Origin of the sequence: Chloroflexus islandicus (assembly GCF_001650695.1) — a bacterium.
GTDB lineage: Bacteria > Chloroflexota > Chloroflexia > Chloroflexales > Chloroflexaceae > Chloroflexus > Chloroflexus islandicus.
In genome coordinates this window covers 1-18,063 of record NZ_LWQS01000067.1, presented here as the reverse complement: position 1 = coordinate 18,063, position 18,063 = coordinate 1, and the positions used below count along the sequence as shown (strand labels likewise).

Annotated in this window: 35 protein-coding genes; all 35 read right to left on the bottom strand. The window is 60.5% G+C overall.

What is annotated here, in order from left to right; genetic code table 11:
• Positions 1-579: a 16S rRNA (guanine(966)-N(2))-methyltransferase RsmD gene (gene rsmD, locus A6A03_RS13465; protein ID WP_066789295.1), complete on the bottom strand. Its 579-nt coding sequence runs from the start codon at positions 577-579 to the stop codon at positions 1-3.
• 93 nt (positions 580-672) lie between these two features.
• Entirely contained in the window at positions 673-1,071 is a 399-nt protein-coding gene (rpsI, locus tag A6A03_RS13460; protein ID WP_066789292.1) for a 30S ribosomal protein S9, read from the bottom strand.
• Between the two features lie 93 nt (positions 1,072-1,164).
• Positions 1,165-1,596 (bottom strand): 50S ribosomal protein L13, encoded by a 432-nt coding sequence (rplM, locus tag A6A03_RS13455; RefSeq protein ID WP_066789289.1) that lies wholly within the window; start codon positions 1,594-1,596, stop codon positions 1,165-1,167.
• 5 nt (positions 1,597-1,601) lie between these two features.
• Positions 1,602-2,438, bottom strand: a complete 837-nt coding sequence (truA, locus tag A6A03_RS13450; protein WP_066789286.1) for a tRNA pseudouridine(38-40) synthase TruA — start codon at positions 2,436-2,438, stop codon at positions 1,602-1,604.
• Positions 2,438-2,788: a 50S ribosomal protein L17 gene (gene rplQ / locus A6A03_RS13445; RefSeq protein WP_066789283.1), complete on the bottom strand. Its 351-nt coding sequence runs from the start codon at positions 2,786-2,788 to the stop codon at positions 2,438-2,440. Before rplQ ends, truA begins: the two co-directional genes overlap by 1 nt.
• A 12-nt stretch (positions 2,789-2,800) precedes the next feature.
• Positions 2,801-3,754 (bottom strand): DNA-directed RNA polymerase subunit alpha, encoded by a 954-nt coding sequence (locus A6A03_RS13440; protein ID WP_066789358.1) that lies wholly within the window; start codon positions 3,752-3,754, stop codon positions 2,801-2,803.
• Between the two features lie 44 nt (positions 3,755-3,798).
• Positions 3,799-4,419, bottom strand: a complete 621-nt coding sequence (gene rpsD / locus A6A03_RS13435; protein ID WP_066789281.1) for a 30S ribosomal protein S4 — start codon at positions 4,417-4,419, stop codon at positions 3,799-3,801.
• A gap of 202 nt (positions 4,420-4,621) precedes the next feature.
• On the bottom strand, positions 4,622-5,035 hold the full coding sequence (gene rpsK, locus A6A03_RS13430; RefSeq protein ID WP_066789278.1) for a 30S ribosomal protein S11: 414 nt from the start codon (positions 5,033-5,035) through the stop codon (positions 4,622-4,624).
• 19 nt (positions 5,036-5,054) lie between these two features.
• Positions 5,055-5,435 carry a 30S ribosomal protein S13 gene (rpsM, locus tag A6A03_RS13425; protein WP_066789275.1) on the bottom strand — a complete coding sequence of 127 codons (381 nt, stop codon included), beginning with the start codon at positions 5,433-5,435 and terminating at the stop codon, positions 5,055-5,057.
• Between the two features lie 95 nt (positions 5,436-5,530).
• Positions 5,531-5,647 carry a 50S ribosomal protein L36 gene (rpmJ, locus tag A6A03_RS13420; protein ID WP_012258254.1) on the bottom strand — a complete coding sequence of 39 codons (117 nt, stop codon included), beginning with the start codon at positions 5,645-5,647 and terminating at the stop codon, positions 5,531-5,533.
• A 47-nt stretch (positions 5,648-5,694) separates the two neighbouring features.
• Positions 5,695-5,916, bottom strand: a complete 222-nt coding sequence (gene infA, locus A6A03_RS13415; RefSeq protein ID WP_012258253.1) for a translation initiation factor IF-1 — start codon at positions 5,914-5,916, stop codon at positions 5,695-5,697.
• Positions 5,917-5,928: 12 nt separating this feature from the next.
• The gene (locus tag A6A03_RS13410) at positions 5,929-6,597 is read right to left on the bottom strand and encodes an adenylate kinase (protein WP_066789272.1); all 669 of its coding nucleotides are present in this window, start codon (positions 6,595-6,597) and stop codon (positions 5,929-5,931) included.
• A 145-nt stretch (positions 6,598-6,742) separates the two neighbouring features.
• Entirely contained in the window at positions 6,743-8,095 is a 1,353-nt protein-coding gene (gene secY, locus A6A03_RS13405) for a preprotein translocase subunit SecY (RefSeq protein WP_066789269.1), read from the bottom strand.
• A 54-nt stretch (positions 8,096-8,149) separates the two neighbouring features.
• Positions 8,150-8,662 (bottom strand): 50S ribosomal protein L15, encoded by a 513-nt coding sequence (gene rplO, locus A6A03_RS13400; protein ID WP_066789267.1) that lies wholly within the window; start codon positions 8,660-8,662, stop codon positions 8,150-8,152.
• Positions 8,659-8,856: a 50S ribosomal protein L30 gene (gene rpmD / locus A6A03_RS13395; protein WP_015941720.1), complete on the bottom strand. Its 198-nt coding sequence runs from the start codon at positions 8,854-8,856 to the stop codon at positions 8,659-8,661. The genes rplO and rpmD overlap by 4 nt, the downstream gene beginning before the upstream one ends.
• Positions 8,856-9,392 (bottom strand): 30S ribosomal protein S5, encoded by a 537-nt coding sequence (gene rpsE / locus A6A03_RS13390; protein ID WP_066789264.1) that lies wholly within the window; start codon positions 9,390-9,392, stop codon positions 8,856-8,858. Before rpsE ends, rpmD begins: the two co-directional genes overlap by 1 nt.
• Positions 9,393-9,421: 29 nt before the next feature.
• Positions 9,422-9,784 (bottom strand): 50S ribosomal protein L18, encoded by a 363-nt coding sequence (gene rplR / locus A6A03_RS13385; RefSeq protein WP_066789261.1) that lies wholly within the window; start codon positions 9,782-9,784, stop codon positions 9,422-9,424.
• A 190-nt stretch (positions 9,785-9,974) separates the two neighbouring features.
• Positions 9,975-10,538, bottom strand: a complete 564-nt coding sequence (rplF, locus tag A6A03_RS13380) for a 50S ribosomal protein L6 (protein WP_066789258.1) — start codon at positions 10,536-10,538, stop codon at positions 9,975-9,977.
• A gap of 18 nt (positions 10,539-10,556) precedes the next feature.
• Complete coding sequence (gene rpsH / locus A6A03_RS13375; protein ID WP_066789256.1) at positions 10,557-10,958, bottom strand: 30S ribosomal protein S8; 402 nt, start codon at positions 10,956-10,958, stop codon at positions 10,557-10,559.
• 55 nt (positions 10,959-11,013) lie between these two features.
• Positions 11,014-11,199 carry a type Z 30S ribosomal protein S14 gene (locus A6A03_RS13370; protein ID WP_066789253.1) on the bottom strand — a complete coding sequence of 62 codons (186 nt, stop codon included), beginning with the start codon at positions 11,197-11,199 and terminating at the stop codon, positions 11,014-11,016.
• Between the two features lie 57 nt (positions 11,200-11,256).
• Positions 11,257-11,799 (bottom strand): 50S ribosomal protein L5, encoded by a 543-nt coding sequence (gene rplE, locus A6A03_RS13365; protein ID WP_066789250.1) that lies wholly within the window; start codon positions 11,797-11,799, stop codon positions 11,257-11,259.
• Positions 11,800-11,855: 56 nt separating this feature from the next.
• On the bottom strand, positions 11,856-12,188 hold the full coding sequence (gene rplX, locus A6A03_RS13360) for a 50S ribosomal protein L24 (RefSeq protein ID WP_066789248.1): 333 nt from the start codon (positions 12,186-12,188) through the stop codon (positions 11,856-11,858).
• Positions 12,188-12,556, bottom strand: coding sequence for a 50S ribosomal protein L14 (gene rplN, locus A6A03_RS13355; protein ID WP_012258241.1), 369 nt, complete (start codon positions 12,554-12,556; stop codon positions 12,188-12,190). Before rplN ends, rplX begins: the two co-directional genes overlap by 1 nt.
• Before the next feature lie 2 nt (positions 12,557-12,558).
• Entirely contained in the window at positions 12,559-12,828 is a 270-nt protein-coding gene (rpsQ, locus tag A6A03_RS13350; protein WP_066789245.1) for a 30S ribosomal protein S17, read from the bottom strand.
• An 18-nt stretch (positions 12,829-12,846) separates the two neighbouring features.
• Positions 12,847-13,053, bottom strand: coding sequence for a 50S ribosomal protein L29 (rpmC, locus tag A6A03_RS13345; protein ID WP_066789242.1), 207 nt, complete (start codon positions 13,051-13,053; stop codon positions 12,847-12,849).
• Positions 13,040-13,495 carry a 50S ribosomal protein L16 gene (rplP, locus tag A6A03_RS13340; RefSeq protein WP_066789240.1) on the bottom strand — a complete coding sequence of 152 codons (456 nt, stop codon included), beginning with the start codon at positions 13,493-13,495 and terminating at the stop codon, positions 13,040-13,042. Before rplP ends, rpmC begins: the two co-directional genes overlap by 14 nt.
• Entirely contained in the window at positions 13,482-14,210 is a 729-nt protein-coding gene (gene rpsC / locus A6A03_RS13335) for a 30S ribosomal protein S3 (protein WP_066789238.1), read from the bottom strand. The genes rplP and rpsC overlap by 14 nt, the downstream gene beginning before the upstream one ends.
• 15 nt (positions 14,211-14,225) lie before the next feature.
• On the bottom strand, positions 14,226-14,567 hold the full coding sequence (rplV, locus tag A6A03_RS13330) for a 50S ribosomal protein L22 (RefSeq protein ID WP_066789237.1): 342 nt from the start codon (positions 14,565-14,567) through the stop codon (positions 14,226-14,228).
• An 89-nt stretch (positions 14,568-14,656) separates the two neighbouring features.
• On the bottom strand, positions 14,657-14,944 hold the full coding sequence (gene rpsS, locus A6A03_RS13325; RefSeq protein WP_066789235.1) for a 30S ribosomal protein S19: 288 nt from the start codon (positions 14,942-14,944) through the stop codon (positions 14,657-14,659).
• 54 nt (positions 14,945-14,998) lie between these two features.
• Positions 14,999-15,823: a 50S ribosomal protein L2 gene (gene rplB, locus A6A03_RS13320; protein WP_066789233.1), complete on the bottom strand. Its 825-nt coding sequence runs from the start codon at positions 15,821-15,823 to the stop codon at positions 14,999-15,001.
• 76 nt (positions 15,824-15,899) lie between these two features.
• Positions 15,900-16,184: a 50S ribosomal protein L23 gene (gene rplW / locus A6A03_RS13315; protein ID WP_066789231.1), complete on the bottom strand. Its 285-nt coding sequence runs from the start codon at positions 16,182-16,184 to the stop codon at positions 15,900-15,902.
• A 3-nt stretch (positions 16,185-16,187) separates the two neighbouring features.
• Positions 16,188-16,856, bottom strand: coding sequence for a 50S ribosomal protein L4 (gene rplD / locus A6A03_RS13310; RefSeq protein ID WP_066789229.1), 669 nt, complete (start codon positions 16,854-16,856; stop codon positions 16,188-16,190).
• A gap of 12 nt (positions 16,857-16,868) precedes the next feature.
• Complete coding sequence (gene rplC / locus A6A03_RS13305; protein WP_066789226.1) at positions 16,869-17,501, bottom strand: 50S ribosomal protein L3; 633 nt, start codon at positions 17,499-17,501, stop codon at positions 16,869-16,871.
• 113 nt (positions 17,502-17,614) lie between these two features.
• Positions 17,615-17,923 (bottom strand): 30S ribosomal protein S10, encoded by a 309-nt coding sequence (rpsJ, locus tag A6A03_RS13300; RefSeq protein ID WP_012258230.1) that lies wholly within the window; start codon positions 17,921-17,923, stop codon positions 17,615-17,617.
• A gap of 62 nt (positions 17,924-17,985) precedes the next feature.
• A partial coding sequence (locus A6A03_RS20020) for an EF-Tu C-terminal domain-related protein (RefSeq protein ID WP_156525324.1) occupies positions 17,986-18,063 on the bottom strand: 78 nt, incomplete at its 5' end.

Below are 18,063 nucleotides of genomic sequence, written 5' to 3'. Positions count from 1 at the left end.
TTACCCTTCTTGTTCCGGCGTAGCGGTGGTCGCGAGTTCGTAGATCGAAAAACAGGAATCTCCCAGCCGGCGAAATTTGATCCGGTGCAGACCGGGATACGCATCGGCAAGCACGACACGAGGCGAATGCCCGACAATCAGCAAACTGCCCTCTTTGCCAACGCCACTGCTCGCGACGAGCTGCATGGTCGCCTCGATCTCTGGATCAGCATACGGCGGGTCCATAATGATTATATCATAGCGTCCAACGCCGCGCTGACGGTGCAAAAAGCGATCAACCGGCATGTGATGGATGCGCGCTTGCTGATCAAAACGAGTATGGCGCAGGTTTTCGGCGATGATCGAGCAGACGTGCGCATTGCGCTCGACGAAATCGGCGCTGTCAGCCCCGCGCGACAAGCATTCGATGCCGAGCGAGCCGGTGCCGGCGTAGAGATCGAGCACGGCGCCGCGAATCGGCCCGTACCCTTCCAGCACGGAAAAGAGCGCCTCTTTGACTCGATCCAGCATTGGCCGGGTGCCAAGCCCTTTCGGCGCTTTCAGGCGATGCCCTTTGGCTTTTCCGGTGATCACGCGCATACCAACCGCCCAGTGAATGATAATGCATAGCAGACGGCCGGGTCGCGGACCGTCTGCCTGCTTGCATCGCTGCGATAATCGCTGATGTCTGCGTTAGCGCTTGGTGTACTGAGGCGCCTTGCGCGCGCGCTTGAGACCGACCTTCTTCCGCTCTTTCGCGCGCGGGTCGCGGGTGAGCAGGCCAGCCTGCTTGAGCGTTGGGCGCAGCTCGCTATCGTAATCGAGCAGGGCGCGGGCAATGCCGTGCCGCACCGCACCGACCTGCCCGGACACGCCGCCCCCCTTGACCTTCACCAGCACGTTAAACGTGTTGAGGTGATTGGTCAACACCAGCGGCAGCCGCAGATTGCGCTGGAACAGATCGCGATTGCCGAAGTAGTCTTCCGGCTTCTTACCATTGACGATAAAATCCCCACTGCCGGGGAAGAGGCGCACCCGCGCCACCGCCGTCTTGCGGCGGCCGGTGCCCTGATAGTAGCGCTTGGCTTCCATTCCTTCTCCTCACCACCTGTGCGCCGGGAATGGCGCGTGCTCGTGATCAACGCGCGAGGGCGCGAGTTTGCAGTAACAACGGCCCACGCTGCACTAGCGCGGGATGTAGGGCTTGGGCTGCTGCGCAGCGTGCGGGTGGTTCGGCCCGGCGTAGATGCGCAGTTTGGTCAGCAACCGGCGGCCCATCCGGTTCTTCGGCAGCATCCGCTTGACGGCCAGCCGCAGAACGCGATCCGGGCTCTTGGCCAGCATCATCTTGTACGGGGTAGCCTTAATGCCACCCGGATACCCAGTGTGCCGATAATAGATCTTCTGATCCGGCTTGCGCCCGGTCAACACAATCTTCTCGGCGTTGACCACAATCACGAAATCACCGCCGTCGATCGACGGGGTATACGTCGGCTTGTGCTTGCCGCGCAGCAGCGTACTGATCTGCGTCGCCAACCGGCCGAGCACCTTCCCGCTCGCATCAATGACGTACCAGTCGCGCTGCACTTCTGACGGTTTCTGATGATAGGTCTTCACAGCACCTATTCCTCGTGTACGTAGGACGAAGGCTGTTCGACCTTCGTCGTGCCATTTTGCCGTTCTATTGGTTCAACCCAGCGAATAAGGCCGGGTGGGTAGCGCACCGCCGTGAGCGTCAACCCGTGCGCTGGGGCGGTTGGCCCGGCCAGCCGGCGATCACGGCTGGCCAATACCTCACCAAACTGATCGACGGTCATTCGCCCACGCCCAACGAGCAGCAGCGTGCCGACGATCATCCGCACCATATGTTGCAGAAACGCATTTGCCGCTAGCTCGATGGCTAACAACCGCCGGTCAAACCACTCCCGCTCGACGATCCGGGTCCAGTGCATTGTCCGCACCGTCGAGCGTTGGGTTGGCGTGGCCGTCGTGAAGGCGGCAAAATCGTGCGTTCCCTCCAGTAGCTGAAGCGCTGCGGTCATTGCCGGCACATCAAGCGATCCTGCATAATGCAGCGCCTGATGGCGGAGTTGCGGCAATGGCGCCGGCGCACAATCGATCAGATAGCGATATTCACGCTGCAGAGCGCTAAAGCGCGCGTGAAAATCGCGCGGCGCTTCACCGACATTCTGCACCGCCAGATCGGTTGGCAGATGCGCATTCAGGCCACGCCAGATAGTAGCGAGCGAATGGCGAGTGTCCGTTTGCACATGCGCCACCTGCCCAGAGGCGTGGACACCGGCATCGGTGCGTCCCGCCAACACAATCCGGCGTTGTTCCTGCGTCAGCGCCTCCCATGCCGATTCGAGCGCGCCTTGCACCGTGCGAATGTCGGTTTGCCACTGCGAGCCGGCGAAATCGGCGCCGTCATAGGCTAGCAGCAGCGCAATCGTCCGCATCAGACCAACTCGATCAAGGCCATTTCAGCCCCATCGCCGCGGCGCGGGCCGAGCTTGGTAATCCGCGTGTAGCCGCCATTGCGCCCGCCGTAAGTGGTCGGCGCAAAGGTAAACAGCTTGCGCATCGCGTCCTTGTTGGCCAGCTTCGAGAGCGCCATCCGGCGCGCATGCGGCGTATCCTCGCGCGCAATCGAGAGCAGTTGTTCAATTTCAGGCTGGACCGCGCGCGCCTTGGCCAGCGTCGTCTTAATCTTCTTGTGCTCAATCAGGGCGATCATCAGGTTACGGTAGAGCGCCTTGCGGTGCTCATACGACCGCCCCAGCAATTTTCCGGCATGTCGATGTCGCATGGTCGTATCCTCTTAGCGCGACGCCCCATTCGCAGGCAATCGCGGAATATAACCCCGTTCGATCAATTTATCGCGAATCTCTTCCATCGATTTCTGGCCGAGATTGCGCACCGACAAGAGCGCCTTCTCGTCCATCTGCAACACCTGACCGATCTTGGTGATTTCGGCCCGCTTCAGGCAGTTATACGTGCGGGTCGAAAGTTCCAACGTCTCGATCGAGGTGTCATAGACGCTCGCTGGAATCTCCAAGCCATTCGCTTCAGGCTGGGATTCCGGTTCGGCGGCCAGCCGGTTGAAATTCGCGATCGTCGTGTTGTAATGCACCAACACCCGAGCCGCATAGTCGAGCGCATCGACCGGTCGCACGGTGCCGTTGGTCCACACCTCAAGAATCAGGCGGTCGAAGTCAGTTGCTTGGCCGATACGGGTGTTTTCCACCATATAATTCACCCGCGGCACCGGCGTAAAGATCGCATCGATCGGAATCTCACCCAGCGGGAGGATTCCGCGCTGATCAGCCGACAGATAGCCGCGACCGCGCTCAATCGTTGCCACCAGCTCAAACTGCGCCTGCGCATGTTCGAGGGTGCAGATATAGTGATCGGGATCAACGACCGCCAGCCCCTCTGGCAAGACCAGATCGGCTGCCGTCACGATGCCCGGCCCCTGCTTCCGGATCGTCGCGGTTGCCGTGCCTTCGTGGCGGCCACGCAGGTGGATGCCTTTCAGGTTCAAAATGATCTCGACCACATCCTCGGTTACGCCGGGGATGGTATCGCTCTCCTGATAGACACCGGCAATACGCACGTGGGTAATCGCCGATCCGGGAATGGCGGTAAGCAAGACGCGCCGCAGCGCGTTGCCGAGCGTATGTCCATAGCCCGGATCGAGCGGCTCGATTTTAAAGCGCCCAAAGGTCTCGGTCGTCTCGACAACCTCGATCTTTGGTTGAGCGATATCGAGCACGGCTGCCTCCCATTTCTTCGTTTGCATCCCGCAGACGGGAGCTACTACCGGCTATAGAACTCGACGATCAACTGCTCGTTGATCCCGGCCTCAGCATCTTCACGGCGCGGCAGCGAGACCACTGTACCCGAGAGGTCAGCGGCATTCAGCCGCAGCCATTCGGGGGCGCGGTGCTTGTTTAACGCGCCGCTATCGACCAGATTCTTAAAATAGGTGCGGCTGCGGCTCTGCGGGCGCACCGCGATCACCTGCCCAACCTTCACAGTATACGACGGGATATTTGTCTTGCGACCATCAACAACGATATGCCCGTGATTCACCAATTGGCGAGCCTGCGCGCGTGTCGTGGCGAACCCAAGCCGGTACACCACATTATCGAGCCGGCGCTCGAGCAAGCTCAGCAAGTACTCGCCGGTCACGCCGCTGCGGCGCGACGCCTGCTCGAACAAACGGCGGAACTGGCGCTCGAGGACGCCGTACAGAAACTTTGCTTTCTGCTTTTCGCGCAACTGCATCCCATAGTCGGACAACTGCCGGCGACGGGCGGCAGCACCGTGCTGGCCCGGCGGATCCGACCGCTTGTTCAGAATGCGCTGTCCTTTTTCGGTGATTCCAATCCCCAGCCGCCGGCTCACCTTACCGACGGGGCCTGTGTATCGCGCCATAGTCTTCCTTATCCTTTGTCAATATCACGAACGCAGGGAAGCTGCGTTCCACTTTGCACGCCTGTGAGATGGGCGCCGGCGCTGCTGCTTGCACGCGCCACCGCAGTGGGCGTCCGGGAACAATGCCCTCCGGTTCCAGTTGCGGTCGTCTCACAGTGACAGAACGAGTACTTTGTCGCTACCCATCACCGAACCGTTGCGCTTACACGCGGCGGCGCTTGGGCGGGCGGCAGCCGTTGTGCGGAATAGGCGTCACATCAGTAATCGCCGTGATCTGCAAACCAGCGGCCTGCAACGACCGGATCGCGGCCTCGCGGCCAGCGCCGGGGCCCTTCACAAACACCTCAACCGACCGCATGCCGTTTTCCATTGCCTTGCGGGCGGCGTTCTCGGCGGCCACCTGCGCAGCGTAAGGGGTGCTCTTGCGCGAGCCTTTAAAACCGCTCTGGCCGGCGCTCGCCCAACACACCACCGCGCCCTGCGGATCGGTAATCGTCACGATCGTATTGTTAAACGTGCTCTGAATATGCGCCTGACCCCTCGGCACATTCTTGCGTTCGCGGCGCTTGCCTCGCTGGCGTGCCGTCGTCGTGGTCGCTTTTCCCTTCGCGGGCATGCCTCACTCCTTATCGCAATTACTTCTTGGTCTTCTTCTTGATACCGATCGCCTGACCGCGCCGCCCGCGGCGAGTGCGAGCATTGGTGCGCGTGCGCTGGCCACGCACCGGCATGCCGCGGCGGTGGCGCAAGCCACGGTAGCAGCCAATATCCATCAGGCGCTTGATGTTCAACTGCACCTCGCGGCGCAAATCGCCTTCGACCCGATACTCGCGATCGACAATCTCGCGAATCCGGCCAACCTCTTCCTCGGTCAGATCACGCACCCGGCGCTCGGGATTCACATTCGCCTTGCGCAGAATGTCCATGCCATTCGAGCGCCCGATCCCATAGATGTAGGTGATCGCAATCTCGATCTTTTTGTTGCGGGGAATATCAACCCCGGCGATACGTGCCATGCCTGTCCTCTTCGCTACTGATAGGTTCCGCCAACCGGATGCGGCTGGCGGAGCGTCCTTCTCGGCCCGTCAGAGCGGGCGGATATTGCCTGCCGTTATCCTTGCCGCTGTTTATGCTTCGGTGTGCGCGAGCAGATCACCCGGATCACACCCTTGCGCTTAATCACCTTGCAATACTCGCAGCGCGGCTTTACCGACGCTCGCACTTTCATTTCAGCCTCCTTGCGGCGGCGGACGCCGCCGTGCTGCGTCGCGCCCCCTACTTATAGCGATACGTAATGCGTCCCCGGGTGAGGTCATACGGCGACAGCTCGACCAGCACCCGGTCACCCTTCAAGATCCGGATGTAATTCATCCGCATCTTGCCCGAGATGTGAGCCAGCACTTCGTGCCCGTTGTCGAGCTGCACCCGGAACATTGCGTTAGGCAATGGCTCCGTGATCGTGCCCTCCATCTCGATCACGTCCTTCTTCTTCGACATATCCCTCCTAACCTACGGCTGCGCCGGCGCCAGATACGGGCTCAGCGCTTTCAGCATTGCCTCTGTCACGAGCGCGATCTCACGTTGACCATCGATCTCATGCAGGATGCCCTGCCGCTGATAGTACTCAATCAGCGGCATCGTTTGGGCGAAGTAGACATCCAGCCGGTGCTGCGCCGTCTCGATCGAATCATCGCTCCGTTGATAGAGTTTGCCGCCGCAGGCGTCGCAGATACCCGGTCGGTGCGACGGAAAATAATAGATGTTGAAGATGGCGCCGCAGGTGCGGCACGTCTGCCGACCGGCAATTCGGCGCAGCAGCACATCTTGTGGCACGGCCAAAAAGAGCACGGCATCAATGCGAGCGCCGTCACCCGCGAGCGCCTCTTCGAGCGCCCGCGCCTGATCTTGGGTTCGCGGGAAGCCGTCGAAGATGACACCTGCGGCACAATCCGGCTGCCGGATGCGCTCGAGGATCATCCGAATCACGACCTCATCGGGTACCAATTCACCGCGATCCATATAGGACTTTGCCAGCATGCCCAATTCGGTTCCTTCACGCAACGCGGCGCGAAAGAGATCGCCGCTGGCGACGTGGGTCAAACCCGTCCGATCGGCGAGGGTCTTTGCCTGTGTGCCTTTGCCGGCCCCCGGCGGTCCTAACAAGATAACGTTGGTCATGACTCGGCGCTCGCTCATTTTCAGAACCGTACAGCACCCTGTACGGTATGACCGTCTGCCTGTCTCACAAAGACGCTGCCCAACCGGCATGCCGGCGAGCAACGACTTGTATTGTACTACACTTTTTGCCGTTCGTGTGCAACGCCTACCGGGTCAAGAAACCCTCGTAGTCGCGCATAATCAACTGCGCCTCAAGCTGGCGCATCGTATCGACTGCCACACCGACCACAATCAGCAGCGCAGTGCTGCCGAGCCCAATCTGCACCCCCGTAATCGACTGGGTGAGGAAGGGCAACACCGCGATCAAGCCAAGGAAGAGCGCGCCGGCGAGCGTGATCCGGTTGAGCACCTTCATCAGATACTCCTCCGTCTTCTTGCCGGGGCGAATGCCGGGGATGAACCCGCCATTGCGCTGCAAGTTCTCGGCCAGATCTTGCTGGGTGAAGATCACCACCGTGTAGAAGTAGGTAAACCCAACCGTCAACAAGAAGAGGAGCGTCATGTAGACGATCCCGCCACCCTGTCCGGTCGGGTTGAACGTGTTATAGAAGAAGCCGGCGATCGCATTCCCGATCCCTTCGCCGCCGGGCCGGTAGAACCACGACGCGACGATGCCGGGGAAGATGATAATGCTTTGGGCGAAGATCAGCGGGATCATGCCGGCCGAATTCACCTTCAGCGGAATGAAGCTGCTCTGGCCGCCATAGACCTTGTTACCGCGCACCCGCCGCGCATATTGCACCCGGATGCGGCGCTGGCCTTCTTGAATCAGCACGATGCCGACGATCGTCAGCAGCGCGATGGCGATAAAGCCGATCAGACCAAGAATGGTGCTGAAATCACCGGCTTGGCTGATCTGGAAACCCTGAATGATCAAGCCGGGCAACCGCGACACGATCCCGCCGAAGATGATGATCGAGATACCGTTGCCAATCCCACGCTCGTTGATCTGTTCACCGAGCCAGATCAGCAACATCGTACCGGCGACCATCGTCGTCAACACGGTGAACGTTGGCAAGAAATTCGCCCCCAGATCGAACGGGGTGCGGAACAACGACTGAAGCGGATCGTTGTTTGGGTTAATCGTGCGCTCAAGGGTCAGCGTCTGGCCGTAGGCTTGCAGGTACGCCAGCGGAATGGTCAGCCACAACTGGTAGCGGTTGAGGCGCAGGCGGCCCTGTTCGCCCTCTTTTTGCAATTCTTGCAGCGCGGGAATCAGCGGCTGCAACAACTGCATAATAATTTGGGCGGTGATATACGGGTAGACACCCATCGCCGCCACCGAAAAGTTTTCCAGCGCGCCGCCGGCAAACAGGTTGAGCAACTGGGCTAGTTGGTTGGTTGCCAGCGCCTGCCGCAACTGCTCGAGCGTTACCGGGTTGATGTTAGGCACCGGAATATGCGCGATCAGGCGAAACAGAAACAGCATCCCGATCGTAAAGAGGATGCGGCGCCGGAGATCAGGCAACTGAATAGCGCGAAGTACAGCCTGCAGCATGGTGATGCTTCCTGTGGGCGGCGAGAACCCGGTTGTTCTCGCCGCACTGACCGATTACGATTGGAGAGCGTTGCGCATGCTCGGATTGGGCCCGCGCGAGCGCGAGGGGCGCTCGACGACCCACGTCAGATCGATCGCCTTGCCGCCGGCGGCCTCGATCTTCTGGCGGGCGCTGGCCGAAAACTTATGCGCCTTGATCACCAATGGCTGGCTCAATTCGCCGTCGCCGAGAATCTTGATCGGCATCTTCTTGCGGCGCACCAGCCGGCGATCCAACAGCGATTCCGGCGTCACTTCCAGCTCAGCCGGCCAATCAGCAAGGCTGCCAACGTTCACTACTTCATACTCAACGCGGAACTTGTTGGTAAACCCGCGCTTGAAGGGCATGCGCTTCACCAGCCGGTTCTGGCCGCCCTCAAAGGTGCGGTAAGGACCGGGCCCGCTGCGAGCCTTCTGGCCCATCATACCCTTACCGCCGGTCTTGCCTTTGCCCGAGCCGTGGCCGCGACCGATGCGCTTGCTCTTGCGGTGCGAACCCTCGGCGGGGCGCAAATCGTGAAGTTTCATGCCTGCACCTCGTCCTCAACCTCTTCCACCTTCACGAGGTGCTGAATCTTAAACAGCATCCCGCGCACCGATGGATTATCAGGTTTGAGCACACTCTGATTCAAGCGGCGCAAGCCCAGCGCGGCCAGCGTCTCTTTCTGGTCGCGCGCATAGCCGATTGCGCTCTTGACATACGTTACGCGCAGCTTACCCATCACGCCGCCTCCGTTTCGCGCCGCGTCCGGCGTTCCATCAGCTCTTGCGTCGTCATGTCGCGCCGGCGCGCCATCTCTTGCAGCGAGGTCATCTCGCTCAGCGCCTTGAATGTCGCCTTCACGACATTCACCGGGTTATTGCTGCCATAGACCTTCGAGAGCAGGTCTTTAATGCCAGCCGCCTCAACCACCGGGCGTACGCCGCGACCGGCGATAACGCCGGTACCGGGGGCTGCCGGGCGCAGCATCACCTTGGTGGCAGCATATTTGGTCACGACCTCGTGGGGGACGGTCGAATGCACCAGCGGTACGCGGATCAGGTTGCGCTTGGCCGCTTCGGCCCCCTTGCGGATCGCATCCGGCACTTCTGCCGCTTTGCCCATGCCAATGCCAACGTGGCCTTTGCCATCGCCGACCACAACGACCGTGCTAAAGCTGAAGCGCCGGCCGCCCTTCACGACCTTTGACACGCGGTTGATCTGGACGACTCGCTCCTCGAGCTCCAGCGTGTCGGGGTTGATACGTTCTCGTTTCACAGTTCCTCCGCTACGCTGCCCTTGGGCAACTAGAAGTTCAGACCAGCTTCGCGGGCCGCCTCGGCCAGCGCTTTCACCCGTCCGTGATACTTATAGCCGCCGCGATCGAAGACCACCTTCGTAATCCCGGCCTGCAACGCTCGTTCGGCAATCAACTTGCCGACCAGCGCCGCTTCCTGCGTCTTGGTCATGTCTGGCGTGCCGTTCCAGCCCTTTTCGGTGGTGGAAGCGGCCACCAGCGTATGGCCGACGGTATCATCAATCACCTGCGCGTAGATGTGGGCATGGCTGCGGAACACATTCAGCCGCGGCCGTTCTGAGGTGCCCGACACGCGCTTGCGGATGCGATTATGCCGGCGAAGCCGGAGTTCACGTGGTGTTCGTTTTCCCATACTATCCTCAATACTGCCGCAACGGAGATTCTATCCCCCGTCGCTCGCTTGGGTCAATCACGATAGAACAGTGGCGTTGTATCCCTGCCTCCGCCCCTCTCTGACTGGATCGAGAGGGGCGAGATGCGTTGCAACCAATCCTATCTATCCTATCGTTACTGCGGATACCGCTAGCCGCGTTTCCAGCCGGCTACTTCGCCTTACCAGCCTTGCCGGCCTTGCGGCGGATCTTCTCTTCGACGTACTTAATGCCCTTGCCCTTATACGGCTCCGGCGGGCGCAGACTGCGAATACGCGCTGCCTCTTCACCCACCTGTTGCTTATCGATTCCGACCACCGTCAGCGCGAGCGGGTCGTTGGCCGACTTGCGCTCACCGACGACATAGCTAATGTTCGGCGGCGGATCGAGGCGCACCTGATGGGAAAAGCCAAGGTTGAGCACCAGCGTCTTGCCCTCAAGTTGGGCGCGGTAGCCGACGCCATTGATTTCGAGCGCCCGCTGCCAGCCCTGCGTCACCCCGACAATCATATTATGGAGCAGGGTGCGCGTCAGGCCGTGCAAAGCCCGGTGCAACTTCTCGTCCGAAGGGCGCTGGACGGTAATCACATCCCCTTCTTGCTTAATCAGCATAGCGGGGTGCAACTGCTGGGTCAGGGTACCCTTCGGGCCTTTCACCGTCACGAGGTTCTGCTCGCCGATGGTAACCTGAACGCCCTTCGGCACGGTAATCGGTCGTTTGCCAATTCGCGACATGATACTCCTCCGTGCGCGTTACCAAACGTAGCAGAGCACTTCGCCGCCGACGCGCTCGCGCCAAGCCTCGTGGTCAGCGAGCACACCCTTCGGCGTCGAGAGAATGCTCAGCCCGAGGCCGCCGCGCACCCGCGGAATGTCATCGCGCTTGGTATAGATGCGCAGCCCCGGCTTGCTCACCCGGCGCAGACCAGTAATGGCCGGCCGGCGGTCGGACATATACTTCAGCGTAATCGAGATGGTCTTATAAGGCTTGCCATCATCGATCACCGCGTAATCCCGAATAAAACCTTCCCGCTTCAAGATGTCGGCAATCGCAATCTTCATCTTCGATGCCGGCATCGTCACCGTTGTATGGCGGGCCATGCACGCATTGCGGATGCGTGTCAGCATATCGCCGATAGGATCATTCACACTCACGGTATGCCTCCTCACAAGTCGGGCGTCAAAAACGTTTCTGATTGCCGCACAGCACTCACCAGCTCGACTTGACGACGCCCGGAATGAGGCCCTTCAACGCATGCTCGCGGAAGCAAATACGGCACATCCCGAACTTGCGGATATAGGCCCGCGGCCGGCCGCAGATCTTGCAGCGATGGTAGGCGCGCACCTGAAACTTCGGCGGCCGCTGAGCCTTCACGATCAACGACTTCTTAGCCAACGGAATACCTCCTCAAAGCGTTGAACCAGTCAGCGCACTGCGCGCTCTTAGTTCAAACTAATCACGAAATGGCATACCGAGCCGCTTGAGCAGCGAATAGGCCTGCTCATCATTCGGCGCGCTGGTGACAATCGCCACCTCTAACCCACGAATCTTGTCGATCTTGTCGTAGTCGATGTCTGGGAAGACGATTTGCTCGCGCAGACCAAGGCTATAGTTGCCGCGGCCATCGAACGAACTGCGGCTCACGCCGCGGAAGTCGCGGATGCGCGGCAGCGCCAGCGAGCAGAGCCGGTCGAGAAAATCGTACATCCGGTCGCCGCGCAGCGTGACCATCGCACCGATCGGCATCCCGGCGCGCAGCTTAAATGACGCCACCGACTTCTTGGCCCGCGTCACCACCGGCTTTTGGCCAGTGATCGTCGCCAAATCATTCACCGCGGCCTCGATCGCCTTGGCATTCTGCACCGCCTCGCCGACGCCAACATTGACCACAATTTTGACGAGGCGCGGCACCTGCATGATGGACTTGAACTTAAACTCCTCCATCAATGCGGGGACGACCTCTTTCTGATACTTTTCACGCAATCGAACGGTCATGGCTCTTTCTCCAGGGGCTTGGCGTCAGGCGTAAGCTGCGCCGGCCCTGAAATAGACTACTTATCGATAATGGCGTCACAGGCCTTGCAATAGCGCACCTTGCGCGGGCGGCCCTTATGATCGGTCTCTTCGAGGAAGCGCTTGCCGGTGCGCGAGGCCCGCCCGCAGCTCGGGCAGATCAGCATCACATTTGAAGCGTGTAGCGGCGCTTCCATCTCGATAATCCCGCCAGCGCGACCGGGGCCGCGCGGCTTCTGGTGGCGCTTAACGATATTCAGCCCTTCCACCACCACCCGGTTCACCGCCGGCAGCGCGCGCTTAATCTTGCCGCGGCGTCCCTTATCCTTGCCGGCGATCACCAACACTTCATCACCAGTCTTCACATGCATCACAGCACCTCCGGGGCGAGCGACACGATCCGCATAAACTGCTTCTCGCGCAACTCACGGGCCACCGGGCCAAAGATACGGGTGCCACGCGGGTTATTCTCTTTCCCGATCAACACCGCCGCGTTATCATCAAAGCGGATGTGCGAACCATCGGGCCGGCCATACTCTTTGGCCGTGCGGATAATCACCGCTTTGACCACATCACCCTTTTTGACCTGACCGCCGGGCGTAGCCACCTTTACCGATGCGACAATGATATCGCCGACCCGGCCATAGCGCACCCGCGAACCACCGAGGACCCGGATGCACATGATCTCTTTGGCCCCGGTATTATCGGCGACCTTTAGCCGTGTTTGAGGCTGGATCATGGCTACTCCTCCTCGCCACGCTTGACAATTTCGACTACCCGCCAGCGCTTCGTGCGGCTCAGCGGGCGGGTCTCTTCGATCCGCACGACATCACCCACTTTGCAGGCATTCTCCTCATCGTGGGCGTGAAACTTCTTCGTCCGCCGAATAATTTTGCGGTAGAGCGGATGGGGCTTGAGATAATCCACCGCCACCACTACCGTCTTGTCCATTTTATCGCTGACGACGCGGCCAACCTTTGTCGTCTTGCGCTTCTGTTCTGCGGTCATCATGCTCTGCTCCATAATCCGTTAGCCGAGCTCAGCCTGCGCCAACTCGCGCTCGCGCAGGATGGTCAGGATGCGCGCAATCTCCTTCTTGACCTGACGGGGCCGAGCGGTATTAGCTAAGCTGCCGGTCGCCTTCTGGAAGCGCAGATTAAACAGCTCAACCTTATACTCAGCCAGCTTCGCGCGCAGTTGGGCGTCATCGAGGGCGCGCAGCTCATTCGTTTTCACTGCTCACCTCCTCGGCAGTAGCCATTGTGCCCTGCTCTTCGCGGTCGATAACCTTGCACTTCACCGGCAGCTTTTGCGCGGCGCGGCGCAGGGCCTCGTGGGCGACCTCTTCACGAACTCCGCCCAACTCGAACATAATCCGGCCGGGCTTGACTACCGCCACCCAGTGATCAACCGAACCCTTACCGCCACCCATACGGGTCTCAGCGGGCTTGCGGGTGACCGGTTTATCGGGGAAAATCCGGATCCACACTTTACCGCCACGCTTCACATAATTGGTGATCGCACGGCGGGCAGCCTCAATCTGGCGGCTGGAGATCCAGCTTGGTTCGAGCGCCATCAGGCCATACTCGCCAAACGCGACATTATTGCCGCGGTACGACAGGCCGGGGCTGCGCCCTTTTTGCATTTTGCGGTACTTCGTGCGCTTAGGCAGAAGCATTGCTATTCCTCCTCGGCTGGCGTTCACGCCGTTCGGGTGCAGGCGCGGGCGCCGCCGGCTGTTCGACCTGCGCCTTCGCGGTCTGGTTAGGGAAGACCTCTCCCTTGTAGATCCAGACCTTCACACCGATGCGGCCGTAGGTCGTGTGGGCATGCACCTGCGCATAATCGATATCAGCGCGCAGCGTATGGCGTGGCACGCGGCCCTCGGCTTCTTCGTGGACGCGCGACATTTCGGCGCCGCCGAGCCGGCCCGAGCAGCGCACCTTAACGCCTTGCGCCCCCAGCCGCATGGCGCGCTGGACGGCCTGCTTCATCGCGCGCTTGTAGCTGACACGCTTGGTAATCTGTTCGCCGATGCTCTCGGCCACCAACTGGGCATCAAGTTCAGGCTGATTAATCTCTTTGATATTCAGCTTAATCTTCTTGCCCGTTTTGCGCTCTAGCGTGCTCTTCAGCGTATCGACATTCGTGCCGCGTTTGCCGATCACGATCCCGGGCTTGGCCGTATAGACCGAAATTTCAATCTTATTGGCCGAGCGTTCGATCTCGATCCGCGACACGCCTGCGCTCTGCAATTCCTTGCTGATCAGCTTGCGCAGCTCGATATCTTCATGAAGCTGGCGAGTGTACTCGTCGCCATTGGCGAACCACTTCGATTGCCAGTCCTTGATATACCCGAGCCGGAAGCCGATCGGATGTACTTTGCGCCCCAAGCGAGCCTCCCTCTACTAGTACTCCGACTTATCGGCCACCACCACCGTGATATGGGTGGTTGGTTTGCGGATGCGATTCGCCATCCCGCGCGCCCGCGGCATAAACCGTTTCAAGACCGGGCCTTGATCGGCGTAAATGGTCTTAATGTACAGCTCTTCGCGATCCATCTCAAAGTTGTGCTCGGCGTTCGCGATTGCCGACTTAAGGGTGCGAGCAACCTCGCGAGCCGCCTTTTGCGGCATATAGCGCAACGTGGCCAATGCCCGGTCAACCGGCATGCCGCGCACAACATCCATCACGAGGCGAACCTTCAGCGGCGAGATTCGCACATAGCGGGTCACAGCTTTTGCTTCCATTGCTCTTCTCGTATCGCTACCCGACGCATCTCCACAAGCGTGCTATTCTACCACGTTTCTGGTCTGATGCCATCGGACTTAAGCGGGAGCTACTTGACTTTCCCGCGCTTATCGGCCTTCTTGCCGCCGTGGCCGCGGAAGAAGCGGGTGGGGGCAAACTCACCCAGCTTGTGCCCGACCATGTTCTCGGTAATGTAGACGGGCACGTGGCGGCGGCCATCGTGGACGGCGATGGTATGGCCAATCATCTGCGGGAAGATGGTCGAGTCGCGCGACCATGTGCGGAGCACCCGCTTTTCATTGGCCTTGTTCATCGCCTCAATCTTATCGAGCAATCGAATATCGACGTATGGCCCCTTCTTCGACGAGCGGGACATAGTTCCTCCTCATAGGATGCCGGGCGGCCACGGTCGCCACCCGGCAGAGCAACCTTACTTGCGCCGGCGGACAATAAAGCGATCGAAGCGCGGATTGTGGCGGGTCTTGACGCCACGGGCCGGCTTGCCCCACTTTGTCTTCGGCGTGCTCATGCCACGCGGCGCACGACCCTCGCCACCACCGTGAGGATGGTCGCGGGGGTTCATCGCCGCTCCACGCACGCGCGGCCGGCGGCCGAGCCAGCGCGAGCGGCCGGCCTTACCAATCCGAATGTTCTGATGATCGACATTGCCGACCTGCCCGATGGTCGCCATGCAGCGCACGTGGATCATGCGCATCTCGCCGGAAGGCATACGGACAGTGGCGTAATCACCCTCTTTGGCCATCAACTGGGCGGCAGTGCCAGCCGAGCGCACCAACACGCCACCGCGCCCGATCTCCAGCTCGATATTGTGGATCTGGGTACCGAGTGGAATGGCGCTGATCGGCAGGGCGTTGCCGACGCGAATTTCGGCATCGGGGCCGCTCATCACCGTATCGCCGACCTTGAGGCCGAGCGGCGCAATGATATAGCGCTTCTCGCCATCAGCGTAGGCCAGCAGGGCAATCCGGGCACTGCGGTTGGGGTCGTACTCGATCGCCTGCACCTTGGCCGGAATGCCGAACTTATTCCGCTTAAAGTCGATAATGCGATAAAACCGCTTGTGACCGCCGCCGCGATGGCGCACGGTAATGCGGCCCTGATTGTTGCGGCCAGCCTTCTTGCGCAGCGGCTCGATCAAGCCCGGCTCTGGCCGCTTCTTGGTAATCTCCTCGAAGGTCGAGACCGACATATTGCGGCGACCGGCCGAGGTTGGCTTGTAAATGCGAACTCCCATACTCTGTCTCCCTCTGGCGGCGCCGGCTCATCAGTGCGAACCGGCGCCGGTCACTGCTTTCTGTTCAGCAGCGACGTTATGCGCCGAAGATCTCGATCCGATCGCCTTCGGCCAGCGTCACAATCGCCTTCTTCCAATCGCGGGTATAACCGACCGACTGGCCGCGCCGGCGGGGCTTCCCGCGCACATTGATCGTATGCACCTTGGTGACCGTCACATTAAAGATGGTCTCAACCGCGCGCTTGATCTGAGGCTTCGTCGCCTCGCGATGGACCTCAAACGTATACTTGTTGAGTTCCATCAAGCTGGTATTCTTCTCGGTGATCAGCGGGCGGATCAGAATATCATACGGCGTCAGCATGATTTAATCCTCCTGCGCCGGCGCCGCCACGCGCGTGCGTTCGCCGAGATAACTCTCGACCACCTCAACCGCCGCTTTGGGCATGACGATGTGGTCATAGACCAACAGATCGCGCACATTGAGGTAGTGGGCCAGCAGCGTCTTCACCTGCGGCAGATTATTGGCCGAGCGCCGCAGATTCTCGTTCGCCGGGCTCTTGCTGTCGATCACGACCAGCGTCTTCACATCGGCGAGGCCGTGCGCCTTGAGGAAGGCGATGAAATCCTTGGTGCGCGGCTGCGCGAAACTCAGCGCATCCACAAACCGGATCTGGCCGGCGGCGAACTTAGCCGACAACGCTGAGCGCACGCCCAGCCGGCGCATCTTGCGCGGCATCGAGACGCGATACGAGCGCGGGTGCGGGCCGTGAGCGATACCACCGCCCTTGTGATGCGGCGCGCGGATCGAGCCTTGGCGGGCGCGACCGGTACCCTTCTGGCGGTAGAGCTTGCGGGTCGAACCCTTGACCTCGCCGCGACCGCGGGTATTGTGCGTACCGAGGCGGGCGTTCGCGTTCTGCATCACCACATACTGATGCATCACCGGCACATTCGGCTCGATGCCGAAGATATAATCGCTAACCTCAATGGCGCCCACCTGTTCGCCGGCCTGATTGTAGAGTGTTGCCTGCATCGTTTTACCCCTCTAGCCCTTCACCGCTTTGCGGATCTGAAGCAGGCCATTGCGGGCGCCGGGAACGGAGCCCTTCACCAGTAGCAAATTCTGCTCGGGCAGCACTTCGACCACTTCCAGATTCTGGATGGTGACGCGCTTGCCGCCCATGCGTCCAGCCATACGCTGGCCCTTCCACACGCGACCGGGTGTAGTACCGGCGCCGATCGAACCGGGAGCGCGGTGGCGGTCGCTTTGGCCGTGGGTCTTGGGGCCGCCGCGGAAGCCGTGCCGCTTGACAACACCGGCAAAGCCGCGTCCCTTCGAGTTGCCGGCAATATCGACCTTCTGGCCGGGCTTAAACAGCTCGACCGTGACCACCTCGCCGGGCTTGTGCGCTAGCGGATCATCGGCGCTGAACTCGCGCAGATAGCGCAACATCGCGCCGCCTGCCGCCTTGAGATGGCCCTGTTGCGGCTTGGTCAGCTTGCGCGGCTCGACCTCTTCGTAGCCAAGCTGCACCGCGCTGTAGCCATCGCGCTCCGGCGTGCGGATCTGAGTGACGATGCAGGGGCCGGCTGAGATAACCGTCACCGGAATGGCCATGCCCTTCTCGGTGAAGTACTGCATCATCCCGACTTTGCGACCTAACAATCCGTGAATCATAGTGTACCTCCGCAGCATGCGTCATTCGCGCAGCGGCTGCCTTTCCGGCGCGCGCCACCGCTGTTGACCAAGAACGAAGCCGTCGTCAGCGGCACGCAACACCTGCTTTTCTTCTACAGCTTAATCTCAATATCGACACCAGCCGGCAGATTGAGCTTCATCAGGGCATTAATCGTTTGCTGGCTCGGATCGAGCACATCGATTAATCGTTTGTGCGTGCGAATCTCAAACTGCTCCTGCGAGTCTTTATCGATGAACCCCGACCGGATCACGCTATAGCGCTCGATCTTGGTCGGCAGCGGCACCGGGCCGGCGACCAGCGCGCCGGTGCGCTCGGCTGCCTCGACGATCTGGCGCGCAGATTGGTCGAGGATCTTGTGATCATACGCCTTGAGGCGAATACGAACCTTTTGCTTAGCCATCTTTTTTCTCCAATCGACGGGGACGTGGCAAGACCACGCCCCCGTTTCCGGTTCACATTCTGCTAATCAAGGATCTTGGTCACGACGCCGGCGCCGACGGTGCGGCCACCCTCGCGGATGGCGAAGCGGAGACCCTCTTC